Origin of the sequence: Geobacillus sp. 46C-IIa (genome assembly GCF_014679505.1) — a bacterium.
GTDB lineage: Bacteria > Bacillota > Bacilli > Bacillales > Anoxybacillaceae > Geobacillus.
The window spans coordinates 1018990-1037829 of record NZ_CP061474.1 but is presented as its reverse complement, the minus strand read 5'-3'; the positions used below and the strand labels follow the sequence as shown (position 1 = coordinate 1037829).

Genomic DNA, 18840 nt, shown 5'->3' with positions numbered 1-18840 from the left:
ACAGGCGGATGATAGAAAAACCGTAACCGGCCCGGTTACGGTTTTTACAGCACCTCGGTAATGTGCGGCATATGCTCGCCAAGCCAAGCAATCGCGTCATCAAGCGTCGCAAACTCTTTCGTTTCAAACGTCATCTCATTTTGCAAAAGCCACACGTCCTTTTTGTCTTGGTACGGACCGGCGACCGACCAATGCAGCAAGCTGTACGGGTCGTTTTCATGGGTGAATGACGCCCATGTTTTTTGCTTCGCTGTCTCCGCAAGCTGCCGAAGTTTACCGTTCATCGTCCGATCCCACCTTCACAAGCGGCATATGCCCATTCAACATTTGCCCGGGGCTTTTTAGCTGAAAGGCGGTCGTACCGGGCTTGACATCGATCGTCATCGTCTCATCAAAAAAGATGAGCCGCGACCGCTCTAAAAGCACCGGAACGAAGTTTGTCTCAACGGCGAGATCGCCCTCATCGGCCTCGTCAACGAGCCATAGCGCCGGCACGCCGTCGACGACACAGCCGCAGCCGTCGGTATCATATTTGAGCTTTAATTGCCGCCCCGATTTGGCTACAATAGGGGTAAGCCTTTCTTTTGCTACGTCAGTAAACGTGATGTTCACACTCATCGTTGCTCCTTTTTCCGTTTGTTTCTTTATTATTCTACCTGTTGACGCGCAAAACTGTCAAAACGAAAGGGAGGAAAATCCGATGGCAAAAGTGCAAATCAAAGTCAACGACAACGGTTCGCTCCGCGTCACTGGCGATGTGGAACTTTTGGACGGCGAAGGAAAGCCGTTTGTAACGAAACAAACGTTTTCTCTCTGCCGCTGCGGGCTGTCGAATAACAAGCCGTTTTGCGACGGCTCGCATAAAGGCCGCTTTCAGTCGGTCGTCCGCGCCCCGTCTCCGGAAACGGATGAACAGTGACAAGCGGCCGTTCCTTCCCACATCAAAAGACAACGATTTCCTTGCCTAAGTTTCGCAACGGACGGTGGAATCGATGGATGAACGATGGCTGCAAAAACAAGTGCGCAACTGCTTGCGCCACTATGGCTACGACGATGAGATGATGCCGCTTAGCGAGGACGAATGGCGCGACCTTTGCGTCCGGATCGCCGCCGCCAAAAAAGAGCACCCAAACACCAACGTGTACGAGCTTGTCCATGACGCTGTTTATCGATTGATGACAGGTGCTTGATTGGCAGTCTTTCCACGGAAACGGAAAATGAAAGAGGGTGTCTCAAAAAGCAGTGAGACGCCCTCTTTGCCATTACATATACACATTCCCTTCGTTCATCAATACTGTCTCTTGTTCCTCGCTCGAATACAATGCCCTTTTTAAGTCAACTCCTTTACTTTTGGAAAAACGCTCGTTTCGCCACTTTTTCCACAAGCCCCGGGGCGAGCCGGTACAGCCGGCTGCCCATATCCATCCAGCCCGGCATGTTCACTTCGCGCGCTGGGGTCATCATCACCGCTACGACGCGCTTGGCCACCGCCTCCGACGGAAGCATCCAGCGCGATACGTTGCGTACATAGTCGCCCGCCTCATCCGCCCGATCAAAAAATGGAGTTTCGACCGGACCGGGGTTGACGGCGGTGACAAACACGCCAAACCGGCTCGCCTCGAGGCGCAAACTGTCGGTAAATCCGATGACCGCATGTTTTGTCGCCGAGTAAACGCTAGACTTTGGGGTCGCGATTTTGCCGGCTTGCGAGGCGATGTTGATAATGTGGCCGCTCCCCCGTTCTTTCATATGGGAATACACCGCCTTCGTGCAAGCAATCAAGCCGAAGACGTTGACGGCAAACATCGCTTCCATCTCGTCCAAATCAATGTCTTCGACGTAGCGGAAAACGCCAAAGCCGGCGTTATTGACAAGCACGTCGATGCCATCAAGCTCCTTAAGGAGCCGGGAAAATACCGCCTCGACCATCTCGCGGTCGCCCACATCAAGCGCCATATACGGAGCGGGCACGTTATATTGCGCTTGGATGCGGGCGCTTATTTCCTGAAGCCGCTCAACATTCCGTGCCAACAGCACCGGCACTGCCCCTTGCCGCGCCGCTTCGTAAGCGATCTGCTCGCCGATGCCGCCGGATGCCCCGGTAATGGCGACACGGCGCCCCTTTAACTGCACACCGACACCCCCGCCGCTTCATAAATGTAATAACCGTCTTCCTGCTTTTTCCTCACATACCCATTCGCTTCCAAATAGTCCAGTTGGCCGATCGTCTCGGACATCGTCAGCATCAGCTGGTGTTCGTACGCGGTCGGAAACAGCTTTTGGCACACGGCAAATACCGTATGCGGGTGTTCTTTCACCATGTCGAGCACCCGCTCGGCGCGCTGGCGCTGCTTGGCAAGCCGCTCGCGGACCAGAGCAGGAATGTCAGTCGTATCGTCGCCGTGGCCGTTTAACGAGCGGGCGATGTCATACTGCAACATTTTTTCGAGCGATTCGTTATATTGCAACAGCGGTTTGGGACGCTCGGTTTCCCCTTCCGCCGGCGGCTCCATCATCGGGTTCGGGGAAATGTGCAAAAGCAAATGGTCGCCGCCGATCAACAGCCCGTCATCCTCGCGGTAAAGCGCAATATGGCTTTGCGCGTGCCCCGGCGTTTCGATGACGCGCCAGCGCGGCAATCCCGGCACCGCATCCCCTTCCGTGACGGCGATATCAACCGCCCGCCGGCTCGCATAACGAAGCGATCTCCCTTCTTTAGACAACTGACTGAACAAGCGGCGGTCGACGCCACATTCGAAAAAAAATTCCTCAAAAAATCGAACGTACCAGTCCACAAACGAGCGGTCGCGGCGCAAAAACGGATCAGCTTTCGGATGGCCGATGATCGGCGCATGCGGAAAATAATCAAGCAAACCGACGTGATCCGGATGATGATGAGTAATGACGATTTGTTCGATATCTTCCGGCCGATAACCGATCCTGCCAAGACCTTGTATCAACCGTTGCCACGCTTCCTCTGTTTTCACCCCGGCATCGACCAACGTCAGCCGATCGCCGGCGATCACATACATATGCACATCCCCGACCGGAAACGGCGTCGGCACCGTGATCCGATGCACTCGTTCCTTGTTCATCCCATTCCCTTCTTTCCCTTAAGTTCATCAACCATCCCGTTCAAACCGTTGGATCAAAATGAATGGTTATTCATTATATTGTATTTTACAGTTTACAACGATTTCATCCATTTGTCATGCCTTTTTCTTCCGCGCGCTTGAAATTGCAAAAAAATTCGTTCTCCTCTCTTGACAATCACACTTGTCCCGCGGCATAATGACAAATAAAATCACGATACGGCAAAAACGGCGATGAACAGGGCCAGTAAACCGGAAACGGCAGCCAGAGAGCGAAGCCCGCGGCTGGAAGGCTTCGCTGCCCTCTTTGCGGTTGAACCTACCCTAGGAGCTGTTAGGCCAACCTAAACGCCTCCCCGGCGTTATCGGGGCAGAGTCGGGTTCGTTCGGCTGAGGCCAAACGAGCCAAAAAAGGTGGTACCGCGGAAACGAAGGTTTTCCGTCCTTTTGCAGGACGGGAAACCTTTTTCTTTTGCCCCATAACAAGAAAAAAGGAGTGAATGCGATGACAACAGCACGATCCATTGCCTTCATCGGCGCCGGCTCGATGGCGGAAGCGCTCATCGCCGGCATGACGAAAACGTTTTGCCATCCGGCGCAAATCGTTGTGACAAACCGCCAAAACCGCGCCCGGCTCGAGGAACTTGAACGCACGTACGGCATCCGCGCCGCTCAAGACGCACGCCATGCTGTCGAACAGGCGGACATCATTATTTTGGCCATGAAACCGAAAGATGTCGCCGAAGCGATGGCGACTATTGCACCCGCCATTCGCCCGAACCAGCTCATGTTGTCGTTGCTTGCCGGCGTCACAACCGAGACGATCGAACGGCTCGCCGGACGCGATATCGCCGTTGTGCGCGCCATGCCAAACACATCCGCAGCCGTCGGCTTATCGGCGACAGCGATCGCCGGCGGACGTTTCGCTTCGAAGCAGCATCTTGAAACGGCGAAGCAGCTGTTTGAAACGGTCGGGATCGTCACCGTCGTGCCAGAGCGCGATTTGCATGCGGTCACCGGCTTGTCGGGAAGCGGCCCGGCGTACGTCTATTACTTGGTCGAGGCGATGGAAAAGGCGGCGGCCGACATCGGCCTTGAGCGCGATGTAGCGAAAACGCTCATTTTGCAGACGATCATCGGCGCGGCGGAAATGTTAAAAGCGTCCGACAAGCATCCGTCCGTCCTGCGCCGCGAAGTCACAAGCCCGGGCGGCACGACCGAAGCCGGCATCAGCGTGCTTGAGCAATACCGGTTTCAAGAGGCCATCGCCGCCTGCATCCGCCGGGCGACCGTCCGCTCTGAAGAGCTCGGCAGCGCCCTGCTCGCTGCGATCGCCGAATCGTAATCGGCTGCAAAAGCGCACCGCCAAACGCCGCGGCCGTTTGCACCAGGCTGCGCAAGGCGGCAATCCGTTTCATTTTGTTTTTGGCAGACAGCATGCTATCATTCAGTCATGAACCATTCATTGGCATGGAAAGGAGCTGTTTGCCATGAACACGGTATTGTTTTCGCCGTATACCATCCGCGGGCTGACGCTGAAAAACCGGATCGTTATGTCGCCGATGTGCATGTACTCGTGCGACACGAAAGACGGAACGGTGCGCACGTGGCATAAAATCCACTACCCGACGCGCGCCGTCGGCCAAGTCGGCTTGATTATCGTTGAAGCGACCGGCGTCACGCCGCAAGGCCGCATTTCCGAACAAGACTTGGGCATTTGGAGCGATGATCATATCGATGGACTTCGCGAACTCGTTGGACTCGTGAAAGAACATGGAGCTGCCATCGGCATCCAGCTGGCCCACGCGGGGAGAAAGTCGCAAGTGCCGGGAGAAATCATCGCCCCGTCCGCCATTCCGTTCAATGAATCGTCGCCGACGCCGAAAGAAATGACGAAAGCTGACATCGAAGAGACGGTGCAGGCGTTCCAAGACGGCGCGCGGCGGGCGAAACAAGCCGGCTTTGACGTCATCGAAATCCACGCCGCCCACGGCTACCTCATTAACGAATTTTTATCGCCGCTCTCCAACCAACGTCAAGATGAATACGGCGGCTCGCCGGAAAATCGGTACCGCTTTTTGGGCGAGGTGATCAGCGCGGTTCGCGAAGTGTGGCACGGCCCGCTGTTCGTCCGCATTTCGGCGTCCGACTACCATCCGAACGGGTTGACAGCGAAAGACTATGTCCCGTACGCCAAACGGATGAAAGAACAAGGAGTTGACCTTGTCGATGTCAGCTCGGGCGCCGTTGTGCCGGCGCACATTGACGCCTACCCTGGCTACCAAGTGCCGTTTGCCGAACTCATCCGTCGCGAAGCGGACATCCCAACCGGCGCTGTCGGCTTGATCACCTCCGGCTGGCAAGCCGAAGAAGTGCTGCATAACGGCCGCGCCGATCTTGTCTTTTTGGCGCGGGAGCTGCTGCGCAACCCGTATTGGCCGTACGCTGCTGCGAAAGAGCTTGGCGTAAAAATCGAAGCGCCGAGGCAATACGAGCGCGGCTGGCGGTTTTAACGCGGAATCGAAAACGAAGCGAAATCGGCGGCAAGCTCGGTGTTCGGAAACACGCGGCGCGCCTCGTCCAATAATTTGAGCGCCGCTTCACCCTGATAGCGCGAGCTGATGTGGGTTAAAATGAGCCGCTTCGCCCCGGCTCGTTTCGCCACTTCAGCCGCGTCGGTTGTTGTCGAATGGAAATAATCGCGGGCAAGCCGCTGCTCTGCCGCGGCGAACGTCGCCTCATGGATGACGACATCGGCCTCACGCGCCAGCTCAATCGCCGCTTCGCAAAAACGGGTGTCACCTAAAACGGCGACGATCCGCCCTTTTTGCGGCGGGCCGACAAACTCGCGTCCGTCAAGCACGGTGCCATCCGCGAGCACGACCGTTTTCCCTTGCTTAATTTGTTGGTAAATCGGGCCGGGGCGGACGCCGAGCGCTTTCAGACGGTCGACTAACAGCGGGCCGGGCAAATCTTTTTCCACGACGCGGAAGCCGTATGACGGCATGCCGTGGTCAAGCCGCTTCGCGATGACGGAAAACCGCTCATCATCAAAAATGACGCCTTCGTCGATCTCAACGATGTTCAGTTCATATCGAAGCCTTGTCCCGCTGACGGTAAGCGCCGTTTCAACAAATAGGCGGACGCCTTTTGGGCCGAAGACGGTCAGCGGCGTCTCGCCGCTTTGAAACGAGCGGCTGCCAAGCAGGCCGGGCAATCCGAATAAATGATCGCCATGCAAATGGGTAATGAAAATATGCTCGATGCGGCGCGGGCGAATGGCCGTATGCAAAATTTGGTGCTGCGTCGCTTCGCCGCAGTCAAACAGCCATGTCGCCCCCCGTTCTTCGAGCAGCTGCAAAGCGACGGACGACACGTTGCGCTCTTTTGCCGGCACGCCGGCGCCGGTGCCTAAAAACAGCAATTCCAAGCTCATTCACTCCTTGTCTCGGTCATCATTGCCTGTTGTTAGCGTACAATGTTGCCGAGTGCTTTTCAACTTTCTTTTGCGCCAAAAAGCGGTAAAATGTTTGCGTTCCGGCCGGCAAATCTCTACAATGATTTAGTTGAAGAGACAAATTTGGCTAAAGCGAGGTACATACGGTGGACAACATGAACCCGAAATCGATCATCGTCATTTTTGGGGCGACGGGAGATTTGGCAAAACGGAAGCTGTTTCCGTCCCTTTACCGCCTGTATGAAAAAGGGCATTTGAACGAGCGGTTTGCCGTCGTCGGCGTCGCGCGCCGCCCGTTATCGGCCGATGAGTTCCGCCATTACGTGCGCGACTCCGTCGAAACGGCGCTCAACCAAGAGCTGACAGACGGCAAGTTCGCCTCCCATTTTTATTATCACCCGTTTGATGTGACGGAAGCCGAATCTTACCAACGGTTAAAAGCGCTGCTTGAACAGCTCGATGAGACGTATCAAACAGAGGGCAACCGCATCTTTTATTTGGCGATGGCGCCGGAATTTTTCGGCACGGTGACATCGCGCCTGCAGTCAGAGCGGCTGACCGATACGCGCGGCTTTAAACGGCTCGTCATTGAAAAGCCGTTCGGGCACGACTTAGCAAGCGCCCAAAAGCTGAATGAAGAAATCCGCCGCGTCTTTTCCGAGCGGGAAATTTACCGGATCGACCATTACCTTGGCAAAGAAATGGTGCAAAACATCGAAGTGATCCGCTTCTCGAACGCCATTTTCGAGCCGCTTTGGAACAACCGCTTTATTTCGAACATTCAAATTACCTCGAGTGAAACGCTCGGTGTTGAGGACCGCGGCCGCTATTACGACCATTCCGGGGCGCTGCGCGACATGGTGCAAAACCATATGCTGCAAATGGTCGCCTTGTTGGCCATGGAGCCGCCGATTCGGCTTACGACCGATGACATCCGTCATGAAAAAGTGAAAGTATTGCGCGCGCTGCGTCCGATTGCGCACGACGAAGTCGATCAATACTTCGTGCGCGGCCAATACGGGAGCGGGGTGATCCGCGGGAAAGATGTGCCGGCGTACCGCGAAGAGCCGAACGTCGATCCGAATTCGAACACGGAAACGTTCGTCGCCGGAAAACTGATGATCGACAACTTCCGCTGGGCCGGCGTGCCGTTTTACATCCGCACCGGCAAACGAATGGCGGAAAAATCGACAAAAATCGTCGTCCAGTTTAAAGATGTACCGATGAATTTATACTACCGGACGAACGAAACGATCGCCCCGAACTTGCTCGTCATCCACATCCAGCCGGATGAAGGCATCACCCTTCATTTAAACGGCAAAAAAACCGGGGAATCGGCGACAACGACGGCCCCGTTTAAGCTCGATTACTGCAACAACTGCATCGACGGCATCAACACGCCGGAAGCGTACGAAAAGCTGCTGTACGACTGCATGCGCGGCGATGCGACGAACTTCACCCACTGGGATGAAGTGGCGGCGTCATGGCAGTTTGTCGATGTGATTTCCGACGTTTGGGCGAACACAAAAGCCGCCGACTTCCCGAACTACGAAGCCGGCTCGATGGGCCCGAAAGCGGCTGATGAACTATTGCAAAAAGACGGCTTCCATTGGTGGCCGATTGAGCATCCGAGACCGTAATGAGCGAATCGACGCCAACCATCGATTCCCTTTTTCCACTGCCTGACAATGATAGCCAATTACTTGCGGGGCCGAACCGCCCCCCTCTATTCTTGAACGAAAAGGAGCGAAAAAACAATGAACATGTACGATGTCACCGCCCCAATCTATGAAGGCATGCCGGTTTACAAAAACAAACCGGAAAAACAGCCGAAGCGCACGACGGTGACGAGCGGCTATGTGACCGAATCGCGCATTGACATGGACGTGCACACCGGCACGCACATTGACGCCCCTCTCCATATGGTCGAAGGCGGCGCCACATTTGAAACGATTCCGCTTGACCGCCTCGTCGGCCCGTGCAAACTGTTTGATTTGACGCATGTCAACGACCGAATCACGAAAGACGACATCGCCCATCTGGACATTCAGGAAGGCGACTTCGTTCTGTTTAAAACGAAAAACTCCTTTGATGATGCGTTTAACTTTGAGTTTATTTTCGTCGCCGAAGACGCGGCCCGCTATTTGGCCGACAAACCAATCCGCGGCGTCGGCATTGACGCGCTTGGCATCGAGCGGGCGCAAGAAGGCCACCCGACCCATAAAACGCTCTTTTCGGCCGGCGTCATCGTCATCGAAGGGCTGCGGCTGAAAGACGTCCCCGAAGGCAAGTATTTCATGGTCGCCGCCCCGCTCAAACTCGTCGGCACGGATGCCGCCCCGGCGCGCGTCTTGCTGTTTGACCGCGAGCCGTAAAAAAGCCGGTCCCTTGATGGGACTGGCTTTTTGATCATTTCCACCCGAGAAGCCCCTTTTCCTCGCATGAGCGCAGGCGAGCGTTCCACGTCCATTCTCATCATGGTTGTTGTCCCCCACCCAACTTCTTACTACATCAAAAATAATATCATTTTCAACAATTGATCAAACATAAAAAATAAGACATATCAATGAGCGTAAGTATAAAAGCATTTAGAAAGGAGCGAAACGCACCAATGGAGAAAGCCAATATTTCCGATCAACCATCGCCAATCGTCATGAAAGCGACAAGCAAACTGTCCAGCCGAGGGCAAGTGGTCATTCCTGCTGAAATTCGGAAAACGTTAGGTCTTGCGGAAGGGGACGATCTTACGTTTATTGTCAATGAAAATGGGGAAATCAAAGTGGAAGTCACGAAGAAATATCGCTTGTCACAATTAATCGGCATTCTCAAAACCAAGCAGCCGTTCCGCCCTGTTGAAGAAATCCGAGATGAAGCATATCGCACAATGGGAGCAAAAGAATTGAAAGACGGGGAGGAAAACGAAGTGGCTCGCAAGCTGTCGATTGACACAAATGTCGTGATTCGAATCATGACCGGCCATCCTCAAGAGCTTGCAGAAGAAATTGGGGACTTGTTGCAGAAAGTAGAAGCAGGAGAATTGATTTTGCACCTTAATCCGCCCGTCGCCGCAGAATGTTGCTGGGTGCTGGCCACCGTCTATCAAACATCGCTGTCCGACATTGCCGCGGCCTTATTCAAGTTTACCAACGGAATCGGGATCGAAACAGAGGAAAAAGATGTTGTGCAACAGGCGCTTCGAGATTATGGCGAGAAAAAGGTGGATTTCATCGACGCGTATATCGCCGCTCATGCAAAAGCGAATCCCCCAGAAGGTGTCGTGACTTGGGACAAACATTTTAAACGGTTGAACATTCGCCACGGCCGTCCTAAAGACTGGGAAAAGGGCGGACAGCTCCCCGCCCTTTTCTGAAACTCGTTCCTTTGTTACAGCTCCTCCCCATTCGTCCGAATGACGCGCTGGAACCAGTAGAAGCTTTTTTTCTTATAACGCTTCAAATCACGCAAATCGCGGTCATCGCGGTTGACGAAAATGACGCCGTAGCGCTTGCGCATCTCCCCTTGCGAGCTTAACAAGTCGGTCGCTCCCCACATCAAATAGCCGATCACCTCGATCCCTTCTTCGATCGCCAGCCTCATTTGTTCGATATGGCGGCGCATATAGTCGATCCGCTCGTCATCGTCGACCGTGCCGTTCTCGTTTAGCTCCTCCTCAAGCCCGATGCCGTTTTCGGTAATGAAAATCGGCATCTGATAGCGGGCGTACACGTCTTTTAAGGCAATCCGCAAGCCGATCGGATCGATCGCCCAGCCCCATTTCGTCTTCGGCAAGTGGGGATTCGGCTCAAGCCCTTTGATGATCCGCTCATCCTGTTCCTGATGGCGGACGATTTGGCTTTGATAATAGCTGAATGACAAAAAGTCGACCGTCTGCGTGCGCAGCAATTCCCCATCGCCTGCCTCAAGCGGCAAGCGGATCCCCTTTTTCTCCAGCCGCTTCGCCACATAGCCTGGATAGGCGCCGCGGGCGAACACATCAAAAAAGAAATCAATGAACAGCTCTTTCGCCTGCACGTTCGCCAAAACGTCTTCCGGGCGACATGTCGCCGGATATGTCGTCAAATACGTCGCCATCCCGCCGATCTTCGCCTCCGGAGCGATCTCGCGCAGCGCCTTCACCGCCTTGGCGTGGGCGAGAAAGACATGATGACAGACGCGGTGGGCAAACGCTTCTGGATCTTCATCATCCGGGCAGATCGCCCCCCATAAATGCGGTTGTTCGAGCACCAAGTTTTGTTCGTTGAACGTCAGCCAATAGGTCACTTTCCCTCGGTAGCGCTCAAATACCGTGCGCGCGTACCGCTCAAACAAGTCGACAACTTTCCTCGAAGCGAAGCCGTTGTACTTTTTCGCCAACGCCAGCGGCAAGTCGAAATGGTACAGCGTAATGACCGGTTCGATGCCGTTCGCTTTCAGCTCGTCAAACAAGGCGTCATAAAACGCCAAGCCTGCTTCATTCGGCTCCCCTTCCCCATCCGGAAAAATGCGCGTCCAAGCGATGCTCGTCCGGTAGGCGGTGAAGCCAAGCTCTTTAAACAAGGCGATATCTTCTTTATAGCGATGATAAAAGTCGACCGCCACTTTCCAATCGGAATGCCCTTCCGGAATCGGGCGCGCATCGACGATCGATAGCCCTTTTCCATCTTCATTCCACGCCCCTTCCGTTTGGAACGACGTCACTGCCCCGCCCCATAAAAAGCCGTCGGGGATGATCGATTTGCGCTGTGATGGCACGACAAATCCCTCCACGTGCGAACAAACAATAATAGAGCGCGTTATGTTCAGGCGCCATTTTCATTATGACATAGCTGCCTTTTCCAGAACAAGGTGGGAAAAGAGGCAAGACCGTTCAAAATACGGCAGGTGATCAAATAGGGATGCTCCCCTTTAGGACATCCCTTTACCTGTACGGCAAAATGAATGCCGCTATGACGATTTGAAATGGTGTTTTACACTTCTCAGCCACGTGTTAGAGAATGGTTGTAAAGACAGAGAAACGAGAAATCGAAAGTAAATTCTTTATTGCCACTTCATTTAAAGTAAAATCATCCCAAGAAGACACCGTTTTTTATTTTTCTACTTTGCTTTATTTATATTTAAGAAAGGCTTGCGATGTTGACGTTTTTGGTGTATATAATCTCTGACCTCGTCGGAAAATCCAAATCCAACTCAAAAAGTGATTCCTTATTCCGCAAATCTTCCGATGGAGGAATTTCCATAATTCCTCCAACTACATTGGCATTCTTTTAGTTTTATATACTTTCAATTTTGATTTCCGCACGATCGCTTCCATCTCATCGTCCCCCTTCTCCCTAAACTCCCCACAAAACAGGTATAATGGAAAACGGAACAACACGCCATATCCAGTGGAAAAGGATAGGGGGACATGACGTTGAACATTTTGCTCATTGAAGACGACGCCACGTTGTTTCAAGAAATCAAACAACGTCTCGAACAATGGTCATACAACGTTTGCGGCATCCGTGATTTCAGCCGGGTGATGGAGGAATTTTCGCACTGCCAGCCACACCTTGTCATCATTGACATCCAGCTGCCGAAATTTGATGGATTTCACTGGTGCCGCCAAATCCGCGCGCATTCGAACGTCCCGATCTTGTTTTTATCGTCGCGCGACCATCCGACCGACATGGTCATGTCCATGCAGCTTGGCGCGGATGATTACATCCAAAAGCCGTTTCATTTTGACGTGCTGATCGCGAAAATTCAGGCGCTGCTCCGCCGCGTGTCCGATTACAATACAGGCCCCATCCACCTGCAAACGTGGTGCGGCGCCACCATCGACTATGCCAAGAGCACGGTCACCAATGAACAAGGAACGGTGGCGTTGACGAAAAACGAACTGTTGATTTTAAAACATCTGTTGAACAAGAAAAACACGATTGTGACGCGGACAGAACTGATCGAGCAGCTGTGGGAAGACGAACGGTTTATCAGCGACAACACGCTGACTGTCAATGTCAACCGGCTGCGGAAAAAGCTTGACGAACTGGACTTGGGCCGTTTCATCGAAACGAAAGTCGGACAAGGCTATATGGCAAAGGAAGAGGGGATCGACTCATGATCAAAGACTACTTGATGGAACGAAAAAGCTGGCTTGTCTTCTTTGTGTTCCTGGAGCTGTTCATTCTGTTTGTCGCTTATCTTGATCCGACGATTCCCTTTTCCTCCGCTCTTTATATCGTCTTTTTAACATCCATCCTCTTTGCCGTCTTTGCCATCATCCGTTGGAAAAAAGAAACGGCATTTTATCAACGGCGGCAAACGTGCCATCTTGCCTTGGACCCCGCTTCCAGCCTGCAGGCGGCAAGTCCGTTCGAACGCATCGTTGAGCGCGCCATGGCCAGCCAAATGGACCAATGGAAACAGGAACTGGCCGTATGCCGAACAGCGTTGGAACAAGAGAGAGATGAACTGCTGACATGGATTCACGAAATGAAAACGCCGCTGACGGCCATGCGGCTCATGATCGAACGAGTCGAGGAGGAAAACACCAAATCATCGCTCCTGTACGAATGGCTGCGCGTTCATTTGCTGCTTGATCAGCAGCTCCATCAGCGGCGGCTCCCTCACATGGAAAACGATTTATATATTGAACACGTCGAGCTCAAGCCGCTTCTCATCAATGAAATCAAACCGCTGCAGTCATGGTGCATGCAAAAAGGCATCGGCTTTGATCTTCAATTGAACGTCCGCTCGGTGCTCAGCGATGCCAAATGGCTTTCGTTTATCATCCGGCAAATCATGACGAACGCGGTGAAATATAGCGAGTCTTGCGACATTATCGTGAAAAGTTTTCTAGAGAACGGCCATATCCACTTGCAAATTCAAGATTTCAGTCGCGGCATTGATCCGAAGGACTTGCCGCGCATTTTTGACAAAGGCTTCACCTCGACCACCGAACACGAAAATAAAGCGGCGACGGGGATGGGATTGTATTTGGCGAAAAAAGCCGCCCAACCACTTCTGCTTGACTTTCACGTCGAATCTTCACCGGGGCGCGGGACGGTCTTTACCATTGTATTTCCCAAGGAAAATGAGCTGATCCGAATGCACGGCATGTGACAAAACTGTCACGTGCTGTCTTGTTTTGTTCGACCAAACAAAGGAGAAAAGGAACCATTTTTTTTATGATAGAAACGAAGGAGGGAAACAGGAGATGACGATATTGCAAGCAACCAACATCCGCAAAATTTACGGAACAAAGAAAAACCAACAAGAAGTGCTCAAAGGCATCGATCTGCGTGTGGAAAAAGGGGAATTTCTCGCGATCATGGGCCCATCAGGATCAGGGAAGACGACACTGCTCAACGTCCTTTCTTCGATCGACCGCGTGAGCGAAGGCGCCATTTTCGTCGAAGGAACGAACATCGTCGCCATGAAAGACCGAGAGCTGGCGGAATTTCGCAAACGCCATGTCGGATTCATTTTTCAAGAGTATCATTTGCTTGACACGCTGACGGTGAAGGAGAATGTTCTTTTGCCTTTATCGATTACGAAAACGCCCAAGCGAGAAGCGGAAAAGAAATGACTTTGTTTAAAATCATCGATATTCCGCTAGCGGCATCTCTTTCCTTTTCCGGTCGAGCATTGGTGCAAACGTTGATTGTGTTCAGCGTGATCGATGTCTTCATGATGGGGATGAACCGCTTGTTTCTCAAAAAACAGACGATTCTATCTTTGTTCCTTACTACATCTACAACCGAAGCAAAACACATCTCCGTCTGGAACATGGTCGTGGGGCTGGCGGGAATCATCCTCATCGGCAGCGGCTACAGTGTATCAGCGAAATTGTTTAGCAGCGACTGGAAGAGCGTTCAAGGCTTATTCATGGCCATGGCGTTCATTTTAGGCGCGGTCATCATCGGCACCTACTTGTTTTTTAAAGGAACGACTAGCTTTCTCTTCCACCTATGGCGGAAACAAAAAGGCGGCTATTTGTCGATCAGCGACGTGCTGTCCGTATCATCGCTCATGTTTCGCATGAAATCAAACGCGTTGCTGCTTACGATCATCACGACCGTGTCGGCTGTCGCGATCGGGTTGATCTCACTAAGCTATATTTCCTACTATTCAGCCGAGCAATCGGCCAAAAACAACGTCGCCGCGGATTTCGCGTTCACGGACAAAAAAGATGCCGCCCGTTTTACGGCGGCGCTGCAATCTCATGATATTCGCTATCGGGAAACGATGATCGATGTCATCGAAGCACCGACTGATATTTCGATGATTTTGGACATCGACGACCAAAGCCGGCTCCAGTTTCAGCCGTCCGCCGCGCCACTATCGGTGATCAGCGACACAAGTACAGGCCGCATCGATGTCAAGCCTGGGGAAGCACTGCTGACGGGATATCAGGACATGCTCCGTCAATTCTTGCCGTTTAAAGAAACGGGAACGATTCGCTTAGAAGAAAACGGCCGCATGGTCCCGCTTCATTACCTTGGGATGAAAAAAGACTATTACATCAACTATCATTTCACGTACGGCATGCCGACCGTCATCGTCGACCAAACGATGTTTGATCGTTTGCAAAAAGAAACCGATCCACAAAAGAAAAAGGTGCATATCGGCATTCATCTGACTGACGAAACAAATATTGAACGGGCTGATCAGTTGTTTCAACGCATGGAGTTTTCCTCCATCGCCGATTCGCGGCTTATGATGAGCCGCCACCAAAAGCAAACGTTCGGATTGATCATGTTTGTCGTTACCTTTTTAGGGCTCGCCTTTTTAGTCACCTCCGGTTGCATTCTTTACTTCAAGCAAATGGGCGCCGGCGAAGAGGAACGGCCGAACTACGTCATTTTGCGCAAGCTCGGCTTCACCGAAAGCGACTTGCTCGGGGGCATTCGGCGGAAACAGCTGTTCTACTTCGGCGCTCCGCTGCTGCTCGGATTGTCTCACAGCTATTTTGCTGTCCGTTCCGGCTGGTTCTTTTTCGGCACCGAACTGTGGACGCCGATGTTGACGGTGATGGCGATTTACACGGTCTGCTATTCACTGTTTGGCGTGTTGTCTGTTCGTTATGACAAACAGCTGATTCGCGAGGCGCTATGAGCTTAGAACGGGTCTCCTGCAGAATGTAGCACCTAGAAGACTGGTGAAAAACCGCCGTTTCCCTTGATCAACGAGCGAACGTGTGAAAAGCAGTATCGATGCTGCAAGGCTTCTCTATTTGAGAAATAATGCTGGGAAGCGGCATGTTTCCTTAAATCACCGTCCTCCTAGGGGGCCGGGGAGGAAAGGATCAGGTTGTCTCACTTCCTTGATCATGTGCTCATCGATCTATGAGGCATGGACCTCCTTGTCGGCAGTTGGTGGTACATCGATTCCAACCGAGGAGTCCGGTTCATGTCTCTTTTTTTGTTTGATTGTCAATGTATGTTAGCCAATTGGCTCATCTACAGGTTTAAAAATGGAAATAAAGGCTCTTGTTTTTTAAAAATTTTCCAATACAAATTCATTGTAAGCATATTAAGGGGAGATAGAGGGAGAACTCACCTTCATGAATCGAAAAAACGATTTGCCTTATTTCTCGCCGTGCTGATGATCATTTTCTTTTTCATCTACATGTTTGAAGAACAAGTGTTGCGCTTTTTAGACTACAAAGCGGTCAACTTGACGATGCTGATCTCTTTAATCACGATTATTGTCGGCGATGCCATTTATCGACGCACGTAATCAGATGCCCAGCGTGAACGGAAAGGTCCGCCGGGCGACGATGTCGGGCAACTTACATGCAGTGTCAACGGTTGGAGAGAAGTTTCATCAAGCGCCAAAAACCCTTAGAACCTTATGCGGCTCTAAGGGTTTTTCGCTTATTTCAACCATTCCGTATGGAAAATGCCTTCCTTGTCAACGCGTTCGTACGTGTGGGCGCCGAAGTAGTCGCGCTGCGCTTGGATTAAGTTGGCCGGGAGCACCGCGGTGCGGTAGCTGTCATAGTACGCGAGGGCGCTGGCGAATCCTGGAACCGGAATGCCGCGCATCGCCGCGGTGGCGACGATTTCGCGGAGCGCGTCTTGGTAGCGTTCGACGATGTCTTTGAAATACGGATCCAAGAGCAAGTTCGGAAGCCCCGGATCGCGGTCGTACGCCTCTTTAATTTTTTGCAAAAATTGCGCGCGGATGATGCAGCCGCCGCGGAAAATCATGGCGATGTCGCCGTAGCGCAAGTTCCAGTTGTATTCCTCAGACGCCGCCTTCATTTGCGCAAACCCTTGGGCGTACGAGCAAATTTTGCTCATATAAAGCGCGCGGCGCACCGCTTCGATGAAGTGGGCGCGGTCGCCTTCAAACGGCTTCACTGCCGGGCCTGCCAGCACTTTGCTTGCTTTGACGCGCTCGTCTTTCATCGCCGAGAGGAAGCGGGCGAATACCGACTCGGTGATGATCGGCAGCGGCACGCCTAGATCGAGGGCGTTTTGGCTCGTCCATTTGCCTGTCCCTTTTTGCCCGGCTTTGTCCAAAATGACGTCAACCAACGGCTTTCCTGTTTCTTCATCGATCTTCGTGAAAATGTCAGCGGTGATTTCAATTAAATAGCTGTTCAATTCGCCTTTGTTCCAGTCGGCGAACACTTCGTGCAGCTCAGCGGCGTCCATGCCGAGCACATGTTTGAGCAGGAAGTACGCTTCGGCGATCAGCTGCATGTCGCCGTATTCAATGCCGTTATGCACCATTTTCACATAATGACCGGCACCGTCTGGACCGATATATGTCGTACATGGCTCGCCGTCGACTTTGGCAGCGATCGCTTCGAAAATCGGACGCACGAGTTCATGCGCTTCTTTTTGGCCTCCTGGCATGATCGATGGACCTTTCAGCGCCCCTTCCTCACCGCCGGAGACGCCAGTGCCGATAAAGTGAATGCCGAGTTCAGCGAGTTCTTTGTTGCGGCGCTGGGTATCTTTAAAGTACGTATTGCCGCCGTCGATCAAAATATCGCCTTTTTCCAGATGCGGCTTCAGCTGTTCGATCGTCGCGTCCGTCGGCGCTCCCGCTTTCACCATCAGCAAAATTTTCCGCGGTGTTTCCAAGGCATTGACGAACTCCTCAATGCTGTATGTACCGACAACGTTTTTTCCTTTCGCTTCTTGCAAAAACTCATCCGTTTTTTCGCGTGAACGGTTGTACACTGCCACCGAATAGCCTTTGCTTTCAATGTTCAGCGCCAAGTTTTTCCCCATGACCGCCAGTCCGATGACGCCGATTTGCTGTTTCGCCATTGCCAACGTTCCTTTCTGTTTTTGTTTGTTCACCAAACAACATATCATAATTGACTGTCTGCCTGCAAGTTTTTCTAAACCGATTTATGAATGATCGGTAAACGTCCTCCCTCCTACCGTTTTCATACGAAAGAAGGGGCTTGACGCCCCCGTGCTCAATAGCCTCCGTAATGTGGGAAGCCGTACGGCGAAAACGGATAATGGCCGTAATGCATGCCATACGGGAAGTGGTGGTAGCCGTCATATCCCCCATGCCAATGATGATGATGGTGATAGCCGTACGGGTGGTAGCCATAGCCGCCGACGTACGGCGGGTAAAAGCCGCCCATATATGGGCCGAACGGTCGAACCATGGAAAGCCCTCCTCTTTGGTGTGTCAACTTGCTTCCATGGTTAGGATATGCGCGGAAAACAAAACGGTGTGGGCAAACACCTATACCGCTTCATCGGGTTGAACAGCGGCCACTTGCTCTCGAATCTCTTCCGCCTCCTCCAAATGGTTGAACAACACGCGCGGATCGAGCACGGTCAACAACCGGTCAGGCAACGTTGCCATTCCAACTAAATACGGCGTCCGCTCGGCGGACATCAGTTGGAGTGGATGAATGGCTTCCTGTCCGATATCGGCGATCTCCTTCGCCTCATCGACGATAAAGGCGACAGACAAACCGTCCACCGCCGTCACAACAAGGCGCGTCTGGTCCGTTTCTTCGATGGCCCGGCCGTACAGCAGCTGCCGCATATCCAACACCGGCACGAGCTCACCGCGGATGCGCACGACGCCGGCCATATAGTCCGGCATATGGGGCACTGCCGTTGGCGCTGTCATTTTTTCAATCGAGACGACATAGGCAATCGAAACGGCATACTGTTCCCGCTCGACGCGAAAGACCACATATTTGTCCATTCCCCGCCACCTCTCTTATAATTGAAATCGTGTCTGCTTTTTTTATCGGCCGATTCGAGCTGAATGTTCAGCGGATTTCGGCGTCCGAAGAAAAAAGAGCATCCGACCCCGGGATGC

The 18840-nt window shown here is 52.6% G+C and carries 20 protein-coding genes and 1 pseudogene; 12 read left to right on the top strand and 9 right to left on the bottom strand.

Going from position 1 to position 18840, the window contains the following annotated elements; translation table 11 throughout:
• Nucleotides 1–44: 44 nt before the first annotated feature.
• A complete protein-coding gene (locus IC803_RS05260; protein ID WP_081209240.1) occupies nt 45–284 on the bottom strand; it encodes a YqkC family protein in 240 nt (79 codons plus the stop codon).
• On the bottom strand, nt 274–618 hold the full coding sequence (locus IC803_RS05255; RefSeq protein ID WP_081209242.1) for an iron-sulfur cluster biosynthesis family protein: 345 nt from the start codon (nt 616–618) through the stop codon (nt 274–276). The genes IC803_RS05260 and IC803_RS05255 overlap by 11 nt, the downstream gene beginning before the upstream one ends.
• An 82-nt stretch (nt 619–700) precedes the next feature.
• Here IC803_RS05255 and IC803_RS05250 point away from each other — a divergent pair, with 82 nt between their 5' ends.
• Both IC803_RS05250 and IC803_RS05245 read left to right on the top strand, forming a co-directional pair.
• The gene (locus tag IC803_RS05250) at nt 701–919 is read left to right on the top strand and encodes a CDGSH iron-sulfur domain-containing protein (protein WP_020960444.1); all 219 of its coding nucleotides are present in this window, start codon (nt 701–703) and stop codon (nt 917–919) included.
• 73 nt (nt 920–992) lie between these two features.
• Complete coding sequence (locus IC803_RS05245) at nt 993–1190, top strand: YqzH family protein (protein ID WP_081209244.1); 198 nt, start codon at nt 993–995, stop codon at nt 1188–1190.
• Nucleotides 1191–1344: 154 nt separating this feature from the next.
• On the opposite strand, the gene IC803_RS05240 is transcribed toward IC803_RS05245, so the two are convergent.
• Nucleotides 1345–2133 (bottom strand): SDR family NAD(P)-dependent oxidoreductase, encoded by a 789-nt coding sequence (locus IC803_RS05240; RefSeq protein ID WP_081209246.1) that lies wholly within the window; start codon nt 2131–2133, stop codon nt 1345–1347.
• The gene (locus IC803_RS05235; RefSeq protein ID WP_081209248.1) at nt 2124–3095 is read right to left on the bottom strand and encodes an MBL fold metallo-hydrolase; all 972 of its coding nucleotides are present in this window, start codon (nt 3093–3095) and stop codon (nt 2124–2126) included. Before IC803_RS05235 ends, IC803_RS05240 begins: the two co-directional genes overlap by 10 nt.
• Nucleotides 3096–3597: 502 nt before the next feature.
• Between IC803_RS05235 and proI the strand changes: the two genes are divergently transcribed.
• Nucleotides 3598–4437 carry a pyrroline-5-carboxylate reductase ProI gene (gene proI, locus IC803_RS05230; protein ID WP_081209250.1) on the top strand — a complete coding sequence of 280 codons (840 nt, stop codon included), beginning with the start codon at nt 3598–3600 and terminating at the stop codon, nt 4435–4437.
• A 145-nt stretch (nt 4438–4582) separates the two neighbouring features.
• Nucleotides 4583–5605, top strand: coding sequence for an NADPH dehydrogenase NamA (gene namA / locus IC803_RS05225; protein WP_081209252.1), 1023 nt, complete (start codon nt 4583–4585; stop codon nt 5603–5605).
• Here the strand turns inward: namA and rnz are convergent.
• A complete protein-coding gene (gene rnz / locus IC803_RS05220; RefSeq protein WP_081209254.1) occupies nt 5602–6522 on the bottom strand; it encodes a ribonuclease Z in 921 nt (306 codons plus the stop codon). The genes namA and rnz overlap by 4 nt on opposite strands.
• Nucleotides 6523–6695: 173 nt before the next feature.
• Here rnz and zwf point away from each other — a divergent pair, with 173 nt between their 5' ends.
• The 3 genes from zwf (at nt 6696) to IC803_RS18100 (ending at nt 9919) form a co-directional block, all read left to right on the top strand.
• Complete coding sequence (gene zwf, locus IC803_RS05215) at nt 6696–8189, top strand: glucose-6-phosphate dehydrogenase (protein WP_081209256.1); 1494 nt, start codon at nt 6696–6698, stop codon at nt 8187–8189.
• A 117-nt stretch (nt 8190–8306) separates the two neighbouring features.
• Nucleotides 8307–8924 carry a cyclase family protein gene (locus IC803_RS05210; protein ID WP_081209258.1) on the top strand — a complete coding sequence of 206 codons (618 nt, stop codon included), beginning with the start codon at nt 8307–8309 and terminating at the stop codon, nt 8922–8924.
• Between the two features lie 236 nt (nt 8925–9160).
• Nucleotides 9161–9919, top strand: a complete 759-nt coding sequence (locus IC803_RS18100) for an AbrB/MazE/SpoVT family DNA-binding domain-containing protein (protein ID WP_223812028.1) — start codon at nt 9161–9163, stop codon at nt 9917–9919.
• A 14-nt stretch (nt 9920–9933) separates the two neighbouring features.
• Here the strand turns inward: IC803_RS18100 and IC803_RS05195 are convergent, their stop codons facing one another.
• Nucleotides 9934–11301, bottom strand: a complete 1368-nt coding sequence (locus IC803_RS05195; RefSeq protein ID WP_081209260.1) for a glycoside hydrolase family 1 protein — start codon at nt 11299–11301, stop codon at nt 9934–9936.
• Between the two features lie 658 nt (nt 11302–11959).
• Between IC803_RS05195 and IC803_RS05190 the strand changes: the two genes are divergently transcribed.
• The 5 genes and pseudogenes from IC803_RS05190 (at nt 11960) to IC803_RS05170 (ending at nt 16269) form a co-directional block, all read left to right on the top strand.
• Nucleotides 11960–12649: a response regulator transcription factor gene (locus tag IC803_RS05190; RefSeq protein WP_081209366.1), complete on the top strand. Its 690-nt coding sequence runs from the start codon at nt 11960–11962 to the stop codon at nt 12647–12649.
• Nucleotides 12646–13650, top strand: coding sequence for a sensor histidine kinase (locus IC803_RS05185; protein WP_081209262.1), 1005 nt, complete (start codon nt 12646–12648; stop codon nt 13648–13650). Before IC803_RS05190 ends, IC803_RS05185 begins: the two co-directional genes overlap by 4 nt.
• 94 nt (nt 13651–13744) lie before the next feature.
• Nucleotides 13745–14113: pseudogene (locus IC803_RS05180) on the top strand (ABC transporter ATP-binding protein); the annotation flags it as partial.
• Complete coding sequence (locus IC803_RS05175; protein ID WP_223812027.1) at nt 14113–15645, top strand: bacitracin ABC transporter permease; 1533 nt, start codon at nt 14113–14115, stop codon at nt 15643–15645. The pseudogene IC803_RS05180 and the gene IC803_RS05175, both read left to right, overlap by 1 nt.
• Before the next feature lie 294 nt (nt 15646–15939).
• On the top strand, nt 15940–16269 hold the full coding sequence (locus IC803_RS05170; RefSeq protein WP_081209264.1) for a hypothetical protein: 330 nt from the start codon (nt 15940–15942) through the stop codon (nt 16267–16269).
• Nucleotides 16270–16406: 137 nt separating this feature from the next.
• Here IC803_RS05170 and gndA read toward each other — a convergent pair whose 3' ends face one another.
• The 3 genes from gndA to IC803_RS05155 form a co-directional block, all read right to left on the bottom strand.
• A complete protein-coding gene (gene gndA, locus IC803_RS05165; protein ID WP_081209266.1) occupies nt 16407–17816 on the bottom strand; it encodes an NADP-dependent phosphogluconate dehydrogenase in 1410 nt (469 codons plus the stop codon).
• Between the two features lie 155 nt (nt 17817–17971).
• Nucleotides 17972–18169 carry a hypothetical protein gene (locus tag IC803_RS05160; RefSeq protein WP_081209268.1) on the bottom strand — a complete coding sequence of 66 codons (198 nt, stop codon included), beginning with the start codon at nt 18167–18169 and terminating at the stop codon, nt 17972–17974.
• A gap of 80 nt (nt 18170–18249) precedes the next feature.
• On the bottom strand, nt 18250–18723 hold the full coding sequence (locus IC803_RS05155; RefSeq protein WP_081209270.1) for a chemotaxis protein CheW: 474 nt from the start codon (nt 18721–18723) through the stop codon (nt 18250–18252).
• Nucleotides 18724–18840: the final 117 nt, after the last annotated feature.